The organism is Stenotrophomonas sp. Steno-Z1 (assembly GCF_056393175.1).
Map to the genome: position 1 here is coordinate 95,153 of NZ_JBWJPB010000006.1, position 13,875 is coordinate 109,027.

Consider the following 13,875-nt stretch of genomic DNA (forward strand, 5'->3'; position numbering starts at 1 on the left):
CGCGCTCAGAATTCGCCGCGGAACCAGGTCTTGAGTTTCTTGAACATGCTGCCCGCGCGCCCGGTGGGCAGCGACGGACGGCGCGGGTGTTCGATCTGGCTGCCCATCAGCAGCAGGCCCACGCCGGTGGCGTGCACCGGGTTGCCCACCACTTCGCCCAGCCCGGTCACGTGCTGCGGAATGCCCACGCGCACCGGCATCTGCAGCATTTCCTCGGCCAGCTCGACCACGCCTTCCATCTTCGAGGCACCGCCGGTGAGCACCATGCCGGCGCGCACCAGTTCCTCGAAGCCGGAGCGGCGCAATTCGGCCTGCACCATCTCGAAGATCTCTTCGTAACGGCCCTGCACCGCCTGGGCGAGTGCGTGGCGCGGCATCCGGCGCGGCGGGCGATCGCCGACGCTGGGCACCTGGATGCTTTCCTCGGCCGTGGCCAGCTGCGCCAGCGCGCAGGCATAGCGCACCTTGATCTGCTCCGCTTCCGGGGTCGGGGTGCGCAGCATGTGGGCGATGTCGTTGGTGACGTGGTCGCCGGCGATCGGCAACGACGCGGTGTGGCAGATCGCGCCCTGCACGAACACGGCCAGGTCGGTCGTGCCCGCGCCCATGTCCACCAGCACCACGCCCAGCTCGCGCTCGTCGGCGGTCAGCACGGCCTTGCTGGAAGCCAGCGAGGACAGCACCAGGTCATCCACCTGCAGGCCGCAGCGCTGCACGCACTTGCTGATGTTGGCCGCGGCCGATTGCGCGCACACCACCAGGTGCGCATGCACCTCCAGGCGCACGCCGGTCATGCCGACCGGGTTGCGGATGCCTTCCTGCGAATCGTCCAGCACGTACTCGCGCGGGATCGCATGCAGGATCTTCTGGTCGGCCGGGATCGCCACGGCCTTGGCCGCGTCCAGCACCCGGTCCAGGTCGCCCCAGGTCACTTCGCCTTCGCGGATCGGCACGATCCCCGGCGAGTTCCGGCACTGCACGTGGTTGCCCGAGATGGAGGCGTACACCGAGCGGATCTCGCAGCCGGCCATCAGCTCGGCCTCTTCGACCGCGCGCTGGATCGACTGCACGGTCGACTCGATGTCCACCACCACGCCGCGCTTGAGCCCGCGCGATTCGTGCGAGCCGATGCCGATGACCTCGATCGGATTGCCCGGCGAATACTCACCGACCAGCGCCACCACCTTGGAGGTGCCGATATCCAGTCCGACAATCAGTGATTTGTCACCCTTGCGATTCATGTCCTGTCCTGCGCCGGTTTGGGCGCGGTAGCGGCCGGGGTACCCCAGCTCAGCGTGAAACCATTGGTATAACGGAGGTCGGCGCGTTCGATCGGCGCCTGCTGGTTGGTCAGCTGCGGCAGCACGCGCACGAAACGCTGCAGGCGCGAACGCGCGTCGTCGCGGCCCACGACCACTTCGGTGCCGTTGCTGAGCAGCAGCGACCAGCTGCCACGCGCGTCCATGCTGACCCGCTTGACGTCCACGCCGGCCGGCGCGAACAGCGCGCGTGCATCGTTGTAGAGCGCCACCACTTCCTCGGTCTGGCTGTCCGGTCCGTCCAGGTCAGGCAACGCCAGGTCCTGCAGCTTCTTGGGCGTGGCAAACAGCTTGCCCTGCTCGGACAGCAGGCGGTCGTTGCCCCAGCGCGCGAACGGCTTGTGTTCGACCAGGGTGATTTCCAGCACGTCCGGCCACTGCTTGCGCACCTGCGCGCTTTCCACCCACGGCAGCTTTTCGATGGCGTCCTGGGCGTCCTGCAGCTTGACCGCGAAGAAGCCGGCCTTGGCGAACGGCAGCACCACCTGCTGCAGCTGTTCGGCCGGCACCCGCTTGAATTCGGCGTGCACGCGCAACTTGGCCAACGGCCAGCGCTCGGCACCGACCCAGCCGTTGAGCACCGCCACCACGGGCAGCGCCACCACCGACAGGGCCAGCAACCAGACGAAGATGCGCAGCACCGCGTTCATGCGTGGGCGCGCTCCCGGTCGGTGCCGTCCTGCAGGTTGGCCGGCAAGGTCTGCTCCAGCACGCGCCAGACCAGTTCCTCGAACCCGATGCCGGCCTGTGCGGCGGCCTTGGGCACCAGCGAGTGGCTGGTCATGCCGGGTGCGGTGTTCACTTCCAGCAGGTAGAAGCGGCCGCTGGCGCGGTCGCGCATCACGTCCACCCGGCCCCAGCCACGGCAGCCGGCGGCCTGGAAGGCGGCCAGCGCGATGCGGCGGATCTCCTGCTCGTCCTCGCCGTCCAGGCCCGGGCACAGGTACTGGGTGTCTTCGGCGATGTACTTGGCGTTGTAGTCGTACCACTGGCCCTTGGGCACGATGCGGATCGACGGCAGCGCCTGGTCGCCGAGGATGGCCACGGTGAGTTCGTCGCCGACCACCATCTGCTCCATCAGCAGCTGGCCGTCGTAGCGCGTGGCCAGCGCCACCGCGTCATCCAGGCCGGCATCGTCGACGACCCGGCTGATGCCCACGCTGGAGCCTTCGTTGGCCGGCTTCACCACCACCGGCAAGCCGAGTTCGGCGGCGGCCGCGTGCACGTCCACGCCTTCCACCAGCTTGACGTAACGCGGCGTCGGCAGGCCCAGCGACAGCCAGACCTGCTTGGTGCGGATCTTGTCCATGCTCAGCGCCGAGCCGAGCACGTCCGAACCGGTGTACGGCACGCCGAAGGCCTGCATCAGGCCCTGCACGATGCCGTCTTCGCCGCCGCCGTTGTGGCCATGCAGGATGTTGAAGACGCGGTCGAAACGCTGTTCGACCAGTGCCCGTGCCAGCGCCGGGATGCCGTCCACGGCCACCGCGTCGACGCCGCGCGCACGCAGCGCCTCGATCACGTTGCGACCGGAATCCAGCGAGACGTCGCGTTCGCTGGAGGTGCCGCCCAGCAACACCGCGACGCGGCCGAAGCGGGCCGGGTCGGTGATGCGCAGCGAGGGGAAGAAGATCGGGTTCATGCCGCCGGGGTCTCCGTGAAGCCTTCGGTGGCGATCAACTGTGCGATGTGGCCGATGTCGCCGGCGCCCATCATCAGCAGCAGGTCGCCGTCCTGCAGGACGTCGGGCAGGACGTGCGACAGCTCGGCGGTCTGGCCGACCACCACCGGTTCGCTGCGGCCGCGGGCGCGGATGGCGCGCGCCAGCGAGCGCGAATCGGCGCCGGGGATCGGCGCTTCGCCGGCCGGATAGACCTCGCTCAGCACCAGCGCGTCCACCTCGGACAGCACCGCGGCGAACGCGTCGAACTGGTCGCGGGTGCGGCTGTAGCGGTGCGGCTGGAACGCCACCACCAGGCGCTGTTCGGGCCAGCCGCCACGCGCCGCGGCGAACACCGCCGCCAGCTCGCGCGGGTGGTGGCCGTAGTCGTCGATCACCCGCACCTTGGCGCCGGTGGCGGTGGTGACGATGCCCAGGTCGTTGAAGCGGCGGCCGATGCCGGCAAAGCTCTCCAGCGCGCGGGCGATCGCCTCGGGCGCCACGCCCAGCTGCCAGCCCACCGCGGCGGCGGCCAGGGCATTGAGGACGTTGTGCGCGCCCGGCAGCGCCAGCGTCACCGGATGGCTGCTGCCTTCGGGCAGGCGCAGGGTGAAGCGCATGCGCGGACCGTCCTGGACCACGTCCTCGGCACGCACGTCGGCCGTGCTGCTCATGCCGTAGCTCATGACGTGGCGCGGGGTCTGCGCGGCCAGCGCGGCCACTTCCGGGTCATCGATGCACAGCACGGCCAGGCCGTAGAACGGCAGGCGCTGCAGGAATTCGGCGAAGGCGGCCTGGACCCGGGCGAAATCGTTGCCGTAGTTTTCCAGGTGGTCCGAATCGATGTTGGTGATCACCGACACCAGCGGGTTCAGGCGCAGGAAGCTGCCATCGCTCTCGTCGGCCTCGGCCACCAGCCACTGGCCCCCGCCGAGCTTGGCGTTGGCACCGGCGGCCAGCAGCTGGCCACCGATCACGAAGGTCGGGTCCAGCCCGCCTTCGCTCAGTACCGCCGCCGTCAGGCTGGTGGTGGTGGTCTTGCCATGCGTGCCGGCTACCGCGATACCGCGGCGGAAGCGCATCAGCTCGGCCAGCATGGCAGCGCGCGGCATGATCGGGATGCGCTGGCTGCGCGCTTCCATCAGCTCGGGGTTGTCATCGCGGATCGCGCTGGACACCACCACGCAGTCGGTGCCCAGCACGTTGGCGGCCGAGTGGCCGCGCATCACGCGCGCACCCAGGCTGGCCAGGCGACGGGTCGCGGCGTTGTCGGCGTTGTCCGAACCGGACACTTCGTAGCCCAGCGTCAGCATCACTTCGGCGATGCCGCTCATGCCGGTGCCGCCGATGCCGACGAAGTGCACGCGCGGGAACGCGCGGACCAGGTCGTTGGTGTCGTGCAGGCGGCGGATCATGCGCGGCCTCGCGGCAGGCGCGTAGCGGTCTTCATTTGGATTCCTCGAGAATGATGTCGGCGATGCGCTCGGCGGCATCGACTTTGGCCAGGGCACGCGCGGCGTTGGCCATCTGCATGCGACGGGCGGAATTTTCGGACAATTCGCGCAGCACGCCCTGCAGGTGCGTGGCCAGCGTTTCATCCTGCTTCAGCAATACCGCCGCGCCCCGTTCGACCAGGTACTCTGCGTTGCGGGTCTGGTGGTCGTCGACGGCGGCGGCGAACGGCACCAGCACGCTGCCGATCCCGACCGCACACAGCTCGGCCAGGGTCGAGGCGCCGGAGCGGCACACCACCAGGTCGGCCCAGGCGAACGCCTCGGCCATGTCGGCGATGAAGGCATCCACGCGCGCGGTCACGCCGGCATCCTGGTAGGCCTTCAACGCTTCGGCATGCAGTTTTTCGCCGCTCTGGTGGCGCACGTCGAACGCGCTGCCGGCGCCCAGCGCGGCCAGCGCCTGCGGCACGGCGGTGTTCAAGGCGCGCGCGCCCTGGCTGCCACCGAGTACCAGCAGCCGCAGCGGCCCCTGGCGGTTGGCCAGGCGCAGTTCGGGCGGGGTGATCGCGGCGATCTCGGCACGCACCGGGTTGCCCACCGCTTCCTCGCGCTGGGCGAAGCTGCCCGGGAAGCCGGTCAGCACGCGCCGTGCGAAGCGCGACAGGATGCGATTGGTCAGGCCGGGCGCGCGGTTCTGTTCGTGCACCAGCAGCGGCAGGCCGTGCAGGCGCGCGGCCAGGCCGCCGGGGCCGGAGGCGAACCCGCCGAAGGCGATCACCGCGCGGGGCTGGCGGTCGCGGATCAGGAAGCCGGCCGCGCGCACCGCGCGCAGCAGGCGCCCCGGCGCGGTCAGCAGGGCGAGCTTGCCCTTGCCGCGCAGTCCGCTGATGGCCAGCGTGTCGATGTGGATGTCGTGCTGCGGCACCAGGCGCGTTTCCATGCCACCGTCACTGCCCAGCCAGGTCACCGGGATGCCGCGCTCGCGCAGCACCCGGGCCACGGCCAGGCCGGGGAAGATGTGGCCACCGGTGCCGCCGGCCATGATCAGCACCGGGCGCGCGGAGGACGGGGTGGAGACGGTGCTCATCCCATCCTCCCCAACGTCGGTTCGATGCGTTGCTGCATGCGGCTGGTGCCGCGTGGCGAACTGTCGCGCGGTGCCGCGTCATGCGCGGCGTCCTGCATCGCAGCGGCCACGGCGGATGCGCCCGGCGCCCTGCCCGGTTCACCGCCCACCGGCTCGTCGCCTTCGGCGGCGCCCATGCGCACGGCCTGGCGGCGCTCGGCGCGATCCAGTTCGTAGGACACCCGCAGCAGCAGGCCCATCGCCACGCAGGTCATCAGCACGCTGGAGCCACCGGAGGAAATCAGCGGCAGGGTCAGGCCCTTGGTCGGCAGGATGCCGAGGTTGACCCCGATCGAGACGAAGCTCTGCATGCTGATCCACAGCCCGATGCCGAAGGCGATGTAGCCGGAGAAGTGGCGCTTCATCTCCACGCAGCGCATGCCCAGCCAGAAGGTGCGACCGACCAGCAGGGCGTACAGCGAAATGATCAGGCAGGTACCGAGGAAGCCCAGCTCCTCGGCGGTGACCGAGAAGATGAAGTCGGTGTGCGCCTCGGGCAGGTAGTAGAGCTTCTGCACCGAGTTGCCCAGGCCCACGCCGGTCCATTCGCCGCGGCCGACGGCCATCAGCGCGTTGGACAGCTGGTAGCCGTCGCCCTGCTGGTCGGCCCACGGGTCGAGGAAGGAGGTGATGCGGCGCATGCGGTACGGTTCGATGATCGCCAGCGCGCTCATCGCCACCAGCCCGAACACCACCGGCATGGACATGCGCGGCATGTTCACCCCGCCCAGCACCAGCATGCCGGCGGTGATCGCCAGCAGCAGGGTGGAGGAGCCGAAGTCCGGCTGCAGCAGCAGCAGCACCACCAGCGCGCCGGCCACGCCGAGTGGCTTGAGCATCGCCGGCCAGGTGGCATTGACCTCATCGCGGAAGCGCACCAGGTAGCTGGACAGCCACACGATGTAGAGCACCTTGACCGCTTCGACGGTCTGGAACTTGGAGATGCCCAGGTTGATCCAGCGGCGCGCGCCGTTGACGCTGCTGCCCAGGCCGGGCACGAACACCACCACCAGCAGGGCGAAGCAGCCCAGCAGCAGCACCTGGTTGTACTGTTCGATGCTCTTGAGCTCGGTGCGCATGGCGATGATCGCCAGCACGATGCCCACCGCCAGGAAGATCAGGTGGCGGTTGAGGTAATAGAACGGGCTGCTCATCAGCGCGATCGAGCTCGACGCGACCATCACCACGCCCAGCCCGGTGAGCGCGATGATCGCGCCCAGCAGCCACTTGTCGAAGTGGCCTCCGATGGCTTCAAGGCGGGTTGCCTGGCGCGACAGGTCGTTCATCAGCGGACCTTCAACGTGGCCAGGCCGATCAGCACCAGCACCACCGAGATGATCCAGAAGCGCACGATCACGCGCGGTTCGGGCCAGCCCTTCAGTTCGAAGTGGTGGTGGATCGGCGCCATCCGGAACACGCGCTTGCCGGTCAGCTTGAACGAGGCGACCTGGATCATCACCGACAGCGTTTCGATCACGAACACGCCGCCCATGATCACCAGCACCAGTTCCTGGCGGGTGATCACCGCGATGGTGCCCAACACCGCGCCCAGCGCCAGCGCGCCGATGTCGCCCATGAAGACCATGGCCGGATAGGTGTTGAACCACAGGAAGCCCAGGCCCGCGCCGGCGATCGCCGCGCAGATGATGACCAGCTCGCCGGCCCCCGGGATCTGCGGGATCTGCAGGTAGTTGGAGAACACCACGTTGCCCGAGGCGTAGGCAAACACGCCCAGCGCGCAGGCCACCAGCACGGTCGGCATGATCGCCAGGCCGTCCAGGCCGTCGGTCAGGTTGACCGCGTTGGAGAAGCCGACGATCCAGAAGTAGGCGATGGCCACGAAGCTGATCCCGGCCAGCGGCAATGCCACCGACTTGAACATCGGGATATAGAACGTCAGCGCGGCCGGCACGTCGGCGGTGTAGAACAGGAACAGGCCCGCGGCCAGGCCGAAGATCGACTGCAGCAGGTACTTCCAGCGCGACTTCAACCCGTTCGGGTCGCGGCGCACGATCTTGATCCAGTCGTCATACCAGCCGATGGCGCCGAAGCACAGCATCACCGCCAGCACCACCCACACATAGCGGTTGCGCAGGTCGGCCCACAGCAGCACCGACAGGGTGATGGTGAGCAGGATCAGCGAACCGCCCATGGTCGGCGTGCCGGCCTTGGAGAAGTGGGTCTGCGGGCCGTCGGTGCGGATCGGCTGGCCACCCTTGAACTGCGCCAGCTTGCGGATCATCGCCGGGCCCAGCCACAGCGACAGGAACAGCGCGGTAAGCGCGGCCAGGATGCCGCGCAGAGTCAGATAGCCGAACAGCCCGAACAGGCTCTCCAACTGCTGCAACCATCGGGCCAGTTCAAGCAACATTGGGGCTTTCCTCTCCTCGCGCCAGCAGCGCTTTCACAATTTTGTCCATGGCACTGCCGCGCGAGCCCTTGACCAGGCAGCGCACGCCAGCATGCAGTTCGTCGGCCAGCGCCGCGGCCAGGCTGTCGTGGTCCTGGAAGTGCCGGCCGCCCTCGCCGAAGGCGGTGGATGCGGTCGCACTGAGCGTGCCCAGCGTGTACAGGCGCTTGAGACCGGCCTCGCGCGCGCGGCGCCCGGCCTGGGCATGCAGCGCCTCGCCATCCGGGCCGAGCTCGCGCATGTCGCCCAGCACCAGCCAGCCCTCGGCCTTGCCGCCGGCCAACGCGTCGATCGCGGCGGCCAACGAGCCGGGATTGGCGTTGTAGCTGTCATCGATCAGCACCGCGCCGTTGCGCAGCTGGTGCGCGATCTGCCGGCCCGGCACCGGTTCGGCACGGGCCAGGCCCAGTGCGATCTGGTCCAGGCCGATGCCCGCGGCCAGCGCCAGCGAGGCAGCGGCCAGGGCATTGCTGATGTTGTGCCGCCCCGGCAAGGCCAGGGCGATCTCGACCTGCCCGTGCGGGCTGGTCAACAGGAACTGGCTGCCGGTGGCGGTCGGGCGGATCGCCAGCGCCGAGACGTCGGCACTGTGGTCCAGGCCGTAGCGCAGCACGCGGCTGCGCGGGGGCTGGCCGACGATGTGCTGCTCGAACCAGATCCCGAAGGCGTCGTCGGCATTGATCACGGCCACGCCGTCGGCCGGCAGCGCGGCGTAGATCGCGCCCTTGGTGGTGGCCACGCCCTGCAGGCTGCCCATCCGCTCCAGGTGCGCCGGCGCGATGTTGTTCACCAGCGCGTAGCGCGGGCGCACGATGTCGGTGAGGTAGGCGATGTCACCCGGCTTGCCGGCCCCCATCTCGTAGATGGCGAAGTCGGCATCCTCCGGCGCATCGAGCACGGCCAGCGGCAGGCCGATCTCGTTGTTGCGGTTGCCCGGGTTGGCGTAGACCACCTTGTGCTGCTCGCGCGCGACCTGTTCCAGGATCGCCAGCAGCAGGCTTTTGACGCTGGTCTTGCCGTTGCTGCCGGTGATCGCGAAGACCTCGGTGGCGCGGTCACGCTGCATGCCATGGGCGATGCGCCCCAGCGCGTACTCGCCGTCGGCGACCACGATCTGCGGCAGCGCCACGTCCAGCAGGCGCTCGACCAGCATCGCCGAGGCACCGCGCGCGACCGCATCGGCGGCGAAGTCATGGCCGTCGAAGCGTTCGCCGCGCAGCGCCACGTACAGGCTGCCCGGGCCCAGGGTGCGGGTGTCGTTGCTGATGGCGTCGATGGCGGTGTCATCGCCATGGATCTCGCCACCGGCCCAATGTGCGATCAGCGACAGCGGGGTGCGCTTCATTGCGTCACTCCCTGCCGCGATGCCAGCACGCGGCCGGCCACGTCGGTGTCGTCGAAGGCATGCTGCACCCCGTGCACTTCCTGGTAGGGCTCATGGCCCTTGCCGGCGATCAGCACGATGTCGCCGGCGCCGGCCAGGCCGATCGCGGTGGCGATCGCGGTGGCCCGGTCGCGCTGCACGGTGGCGGCGGCGGGCGAGCTCAGCCCGGCGACGATGTCGGCGACGATCGCATCGCCGTCTTCGCCGCGCGGGTTGTCGTCGGTGACGATGACGACGTCGGCAAGCTTCTCGGCGATGGCGGCCATCTGCGGGCGCTTGCCGGTGTCGCGCTCGCCGCCGCAGCCGAACACGCACACCAGGCGCCCGGCCAGGTGGTCGTGCAGGCTGCCAAGCGCCTGTTCCAGCGCGTCGGGCGTATGCGCGTAGTCGATCACCACGGTCGGCAGGCCACGCTCGCCACCGAGGCGGTTCATGCGCCCGGCGATCGGCTGCAGCTGCGAGAGCAGCGCGGCAATCGCCGCCGGGCGGTGGCCGAGTGCGAACAATGCACCGGCCACGGCCAGCAGGTTGTCCACGTTGAAGCGGCCCAGCAGCGGCGACTGCACCGGATGGCGGGCGCCATCGACCACCAGGTCGAAGGCGATGCCGCGGCCATCCAGCTTCAGCGAATCGGCGCGCAGCGTGGCCTGCTGCGCGCCGCGCGAGCTCAGCCCGATCTGCTGGACGCCGGCATCGACGGTGCGCAGCAGTTCACTGCCGAAGCTGTCGTCCAGGTTCACCACGGCGGCCTTGAGGCCCTCGCGATGGAACAGCCGCGCCTTGGCCACGCCGTACTGGACCATGTCGCCGTGGTAGTCGAGGTGGTCACGGGTGAGGTTGGTGAACACGGCCACGTCGTAGTGCACGGCATCCACGCGGCCCTGGTCGAGCGCGTGCGAGCTGACTTCCATCGCCACCGCCTGCGCGCCGTCATCGCGCAGCTGCGCGAGCACCTCATGCATCTGCAGCACGAGCGGGGTGGTGAAGCCGGTCGGGATCACGTGGCCATAAAGCCCCACGCCCAACGTGCCGATACTTCCACTGGCGGTGCCGAGCAGGTGCCAGGCCTGGGCCAGCAGCTGCACGGTGGAGGTCTTGCCGTTGGTACCGGTCACGCCGACCATCGTCAGCGCACGCGACGGCTGGCCATGGAACTGGTCGGCCATCGCACCCATGCGCGCGCGCAGGCCCGGGACCGCGATGGCGTCGGCCGGTGCGGGCAGTTCGATCGGTGCCGGCGGCTCGAACAGGATCGCCGCGGCGCCGTTGGCGCGCGCCTGGTCGACGAAGCCCAGGCCATGCGCGCCGAAGCCGGCGATCGCCACGAAGGCGTTGCCCGGGCGCACGGCCCGGCTGTCCAGCACCAGGCCGGTGATGGACGGGTCATGGCCCAGCGCCACGTCGGGAATCAACTGCGAAAGCAACATCGTCTGGCTCATTGCTGGGTGCCTCCCTGCGCGGGCGGCACCGGGGCGTGCGCGCTGGGCAGCGCGGCATCGAATTCGGCGGCGGCATCCGGGGCGATCACCGTTTCCGGGGGCGGCATCGGCAGCACCGAGGCGGCGTGGCCCATCTTTCCGGACTGCTGGGCGGCCAGCCACGACTCGATGTCATCCGGCGGCACGTCCATCAGGCGCAGCGCGCCTTCCATCACGTTGTGGAACACCGGCGCGGACACCAGGCCGCCGTAGTACGTGCCGGCCTGCGGGTCGTTGATCACGATGACCGTGGCAAAGCGCGGATTGGTGGCGGGCACCACGCCGGCGAACAGCGCGTTGTAATGGCCGCGCTCGTACCCGCCCGGGCCGGCCTTGCGCGCGGTACCGGTCTTGCCGGCCACGTGGTAGCCCAGCACCGCCGCCTGCTTGGCGCCGCCCTGGGTGACCACGGTTTCCATCATCGCCACCACTTCCCTGGCGATCTTCTCGTCGATGATCTGCTTGCCTTCGCTGCGCTGGCCCTTGACGAAGGTCGGCGCGATCAGCTTGCCGCCGTTGCCCAGCGCCGAGTAGGCCGTGGCGATCTGCAGCGGGGTGACATTCAGGCCGTAGCCGTAGGACATGGTGGTCTTGGACGAGCCACTCCAGCGCGCCGGCCGCGGCAGCACGCCGGCCGATTCGCCGGGGAAACCGCTGTGCGGGGACACGCCATACCCGAAGCTGTGGACGTGGTCGTAGAAGACCTGGTCCGGCATCTTGGCCGCGATCTTGGCCGCGCCGATGTTGGAGCTGCGGGTGATCACGCCGGTGACGTTGAGCACGCCGTTGTTGCGCGGCACGTCCTTGATGGTGAACCGGCCCACGGCCATGTAGCCCGGGTTGGTGTCCACCGTGGTGTCCTTGGTGACCACCCCGGACTGCAGCGCCGAGGCGATGGTCAACGGCTTCATGGTCGAGCCGGGCTCGACCAGGTCGGTCACCGCGCGGTTGCGGCGGGTGTCCGGGGCGGCGCCGCCGACCGAATTGGGGTTGTAGGTGGGCAGGTTGACCATGGCCAGCACTTCGCCGGTGGCCACGTCCATGATCACCATCGAGCCGCCGGCGGCCTTGTTGGCGATCAGCGCGTTGCGCAGCTCCTTGAAGGCCAGGAACTGGATGCGGCGGTCGATGCTGAGGGTGAGGTCCTTGCCCGGCTCGGCGGCGCGCAGCAGGTCGCTCTCGACGGTGTCGCCCTTGCGGTTGCGGATCACCCGCTTGGCGCCGGCCTTGCCGCGCAGCCATTCGTCGAAGGCCAGCTCCAGCCCTTCCTGGCCGCGGTCGTCGATGTTGGTGAAGCCCAGCACGTGCGCCATCGCTTCCCCCTGCGGGTAGAAGCGGCGGAACTCGCGCTGCGAGGCCACGCCCGGAATCTTCAGCGCCACCACCTTTTCCGCCTCGTCCGGATTGATCCGGCGACGCAGGTACATGAATTCCTTGTCGGCCTTCTGCGACAGCTTGGAGGTCAGCTCGTCCAGCGGCATGCCCAGCGCGGTGGCCAGCTCGGGGATGCGGTCCGGGGCGCGCAGCAGTTCCTGCGGGTTGACCCAGATCGAGGCGACCGGGGTGGACACCGCCACCGGCTCGCCGTTGCGATCGGTGATCATGCCGCGCGATGTGTTGATCGGCAGCTCGCGCAGGTAGCGCGCTTCGCCCTGGCGCTGGTAGAAATCGCTGTTGATGATCTGCACGTAGGCCGCGCGGCCAACCAGCGACACCGAGCACAGCCCAAGCGCCAGGCCCACCCACTTCAGGCGCTGGCGCAGGTTGAAGCTGTTGCGTGCGCGGTTGCGGCCGGACTTGTTCATGGCCGCACCACCACCACGTCCGCCGCTTCGGGGAACTTCATGCCGAGCTTCTCGCGGGCGACGCGGTCGACCCGGGTCGCCTCGGCCAGGGTCGCCTGCTCCAGCTGCAGGCGGCCGAATTCGATATTGAGCTCATCGCGCGCACGCTCGACCCTGGACAACTCGATGAAGGTCTGGCGGTGGCGGTGGCGCATGAACACCACCCCGATCGCCGAGGCGACGGTGCAGGCCAGCAGCACGATGAGCAGCAGGCGACTCACCCGGCCACCTCGCGCTTTTCGGCCACGCGCAGCACGGCGCTGCGCGAGCGCGGGTTGACCGCCAACTCGTCGTCTTCGGCCTTGATGGCGCCGCCGTGCAGGTCCAGGCTCGGCACGAACGGCTGCGCCTCGGGCAACCGGCGATTGCTCGGCGGGGCCTTGGCGTGGCGGTTCATGAACTGCTTGACGATGCGGTCTTCCAGCGAGTGGAAGCTGATCACCGCCAGCCGGCCGCCCGGCTTCAGGCGCGCCATCGCCGCGTCCAGGCCGGCTTCGAGGTCGGCCAGTTCGCGGTTGATGTGGATGCGGATGGCCTGGAAGCTGCGCGTGGCCGGGTTGATCTTGTCCTTGCCACGCGGCATCACCGCGGCGATCGCATCGGCCAGCTCGGCGGTACGGGTGAACGGCTGCTTCTCGCGGCGCGCCACCAGGGCGCGGGCAATGCGCCGGCTCTGGCGTTCTTCGCCGTAGGTCCACAGCACGTCGGCGATCTCACGCTCTTCGGCACGGTTGAGCCACTGCGCCGCGCTTTCGCCGCTGTCCGGGTCCATGCGCATGTCCAGCGGGCCGTCCTTGCCGAAGCTGAAACCACGCTCGGCCACGTCCAGCTGCGGCGAAGAGACGCCGAGGTCGAACAGCACCCCGTCCAGGCCGTCGGCGGTGGCGTCCCAGTGCAGCAGGTCGGCGAAGCTGCCACGGAAGATCGACACGCGCGGGTCCGGCGCGAAATCGCGCTCGGCCACCGCAATCGCTTCGGGATCCTTGTCCATGACCAGCAGCCGGCCTCCAGGACCGAGTTGCTCGAGCACGCCGCGGGCGTGACCGCCACGACCAAACGTGCCATCGAGATACGTACCGTTTTCGATCACCTTCAGGCCATCCAGGACCTGCGTGTACAGCACCGGCAGATGCCCTGCCGGCGACTGCGACACCGGAAGGTGACCGGTCTGCGCTGCTCCGCGCATCCGGGCACCCCGGC

At 69.4% G+C, this 13,875-nt stretch carries 12 protein-coding genes; all 12 read right to left on the bottom strand.

What is annotated here, in order from left to right:
* Nucleotides 1-5: 5 nt before the first annotated feature.
* From ftsA to rsmH, 12 genes are read right to left on the bottom strand one after another with little or no spacing between them, the layout of a single operon-like run.
* Nucleotides 6-1,241: a cell division protein FtsA gene (gene ftsA, locus AC06FD_RS15525; RefSeq protein ID WP_259209228.1), complete on the bottom strand. Its 1,236-nt coding sequence runs from the start codon at nt 1,239-1,241 to the stop codon at nt 6-8.
* Nucleotides 1,238-1,969 (bottom strand): cell division protein FtsQ/DivIB, encoded by a 732-nt coding sequence (locus AC06FD_RS15530; RefSeq protein ID WP_259209231.1) that lies wholly within the window; start codon nt 1,967-1,969, stop codon nt 1,238-1,240. The genes ftsA and AC06FD_RS15530 overlap by 4 nt, the downstream gene beginning before the upstream one ends.
* Complete coding sequence (locus tag AC06FD_RS15535) at nt 1,966-2,961, bottom strand: D-alanine--D-alanine ligase (protein WP_259209233.1); 996 nt, start codon at nt 2,959-2,961, stop codon at nt 1,966-1,968. Before AC06FD_RS15535 ends, AC06FD_RS15530 begins: the two co-directional genes overlap by 4 nt.
* On the bottom strand, nt 2,958-4,394 hold the full coding sequence (murC, locus tag AC06FD_RS15540; protein ID WP_394163862.1) for a UDP-N-acetylmuramate--L-alanine ligase: 1,437 nt from the start codon (nt 4,392-4,394) through the stop codon (nt 2,958-2,960). Before murC ends, AC06FD_RS15535 begins: the two co-directional genes overlap by 4 nt.
* A 31-nt stretch (nt 4,395-4,425) precedes the next feature.
* Nucleotides 4,426-5,520 carry an undecaprenyldiphospho-muramoylpentapeptide beta-N-acetylglucosaminyltransferase gene (gene murG / locus AC06FD_RS15545; RefSeq protein WP_478047947.1) on the bottom strand — a complete coding sequence of 365 codons (1,095 nt, stop codon included), beginning with the start codon at nt 5,518-5,520 and terminating at the stop codon, nt 4,426-4,428.
* On the bottom strand, nt 5,517-6,845 hold the full coding sequence (ftsW, locus tag AC06FD_RS15550) for a putative lipid II flippase FtsW (RefSeq protein ID WP_259209238.1): 1,329 nt from the start codon (nt 6,843-6,845) through the stop codon (nt 5,517-5,519). The genes murG and ftsW overlap by 4 nt, the downstream gene beginning before the upstream one ends.
* Nucleotides 6,845-7,930, bottom strand: a complete 1,086-nt coding sequence (gene mraY, locus AC06FD_RS15555; protein WP_068849228.1) for a phospho-N-acetylmuramoyl-pentapeptide-transferase — start codon at nt 7,928-7,930, stop codon at nt 6,845-6,847. The genes ftsW and mraY overlap by 1 nt, the downstream gene beginning before the upstream one ends.
* Nucleotides 7,920-9,314: a UDP-N-acetylmuramoyl-tripeptide--D-alanyl-D-alanine ligase gene (locus AC06FD_RS15560; RefSeq protein WP_478078291.1), complete on the bottom strand. Its 1,395-nt coding sequence runs from the start codon at nt 9,312-9,314 to the stop codon at nt 7,920-7,922. Before AC06FD_RS15560 ends, mraY begins: the two co-directional genes overlap by 11 nt.
* Complete coding sequence (locus tag AC06FD_RS15565) at nt 9,311-10,792, bottom strand: UDP-N-acetylmuramoyl-L-alanyl-D-glutamate--2,6-diaminopimelate ligase (RefSeq protein WP_478078292.1); 1,482 nt, start codon at nt 10,790-10,792, stop codon at nt 9,311-9,313. The genes AC06FD_RS15560 and AC06FD_RS15565 overlap by 4 nt, the downstream gene beginning before the upstream one ends.
* Nucleotides 10,789-12,636 (bottom strand): peptidoglycan D,D-transpeptidase FtsI family protein, encoded by a 1,848-nt coding sequence (locus AC06FD_RS15570; protein WP_478078293.1) that lies wholly within the window; start codon nt 12,634-12,636, stop codon nt 10,789-10,791. The genes AC06FD_RS15565 and AC06FD_RS15570 overlap by 4 nt, the downstream gene beginning before the upstream one ends.
* Entirely contained in the window at nt 12,633-12,896 is a 264-nt protein-coding gene (gene ftsL, locus AC06FD_RS15575) for a cell division protein FtsL (protein ID WP_259209254.1), read from the bottom strand. The genes AC06FD_RS15570 and ftsL overlap by 4 nt, the downstream gene beginning before the upstream one ends.
* Nucleotides 12,893-13,861 (bottom strand): 16S rRNA (cytosine(1402)-N(4))-methyltransferase RsmH, encoded by a 969-nt coding sequence (rsmH, locus tag AC06FD_RS15580; protein ID WP_259209257.1) that lies wholly within the window; start codon nt 13,859-13,861, stop codon nt 12,893-12,895. The genes ftsL and rsmH overlap by 4 nt, the downstream gene beginning before the upstream one ends.
* Between the last annotated feature and the right edge of the window lie 14 nt (nt 13,862-13,875).

Coding starts and splice junctions, on each gene's coding strand:
- rsmH (WP_259209257.1), bottom strand. CDS start 13,861: ATGCGCGGAGCAGCGCAGACCGGTCACCTTCCGGTGTCGCAGTCGCCG.
- murG (WP_478047947.1), bottom strand. CDS start 5,520: ATGAGCACCGTCTCCACCCCGTCCTCCGCGCGCCCGGTGCTGATCATG.
- AC06FD_RS15565 (WP_478078292.1), bottom strand. CDS start 10,792: ATGAGCCAGACGATGTTGCTTTCGCAGTTGATTCCCGACGTGGCGCTG.
- mraY (WP_068849228.1), bottom strand. CDS start 7,930: ATGTTGCTTGAACTGGCCCGATGGTTGCAGCAGTTGGAGAGCCTGTTC.
- murC (WP_394163862.1), bottom strand. CDS start 4,394: ATGATCCGCCGCCTGCACGACACCAACGACCTGGTCCGCGCGTTCCCG.
- AC06FD_RS15560 (WP_478078291.1), bottom strand. CDS start 9,314: ATGAAGCGCACCCCGCTGTCGCTGATCGCACATTGGGCCGGTGGCGAG.
- ftsA (WP_259209228.1), bottom strand. CDS start 1,241: ATGAATCGCAAGGGTGACAAATCACTGATTGTCGGACTGGATATCGGC.
- AC06FD_RS15530 (WP_259209231.1), bottom strand. CDS start 1,969: ATGAACGCGGTGCTGCGCATCTTCGTCTGGTTGCTGGCCCTGTCGGTG.
- AC06FD_RS15570 (WP_478078293.1), bottom strand. CDS start 12,636: ATGAACAAGTCCGGCCGCAACCGCGCACGCAACAGCTTCAACCTGCGC.
- AC06FD_RS15535 (WP_259209233.1), bottom strand. CDS start 2,961: ATGAACCCGATCTTCTTCCCCTCGCTGCGCATCACCGACCCGGCCCGC.
- ftsW (WP_259209238.1), bottom strand. CDS start 6,845: ATGAACGACCTGTCGCGCCAGGCAACCCGCCTTGAAGCCATCGGAGGC.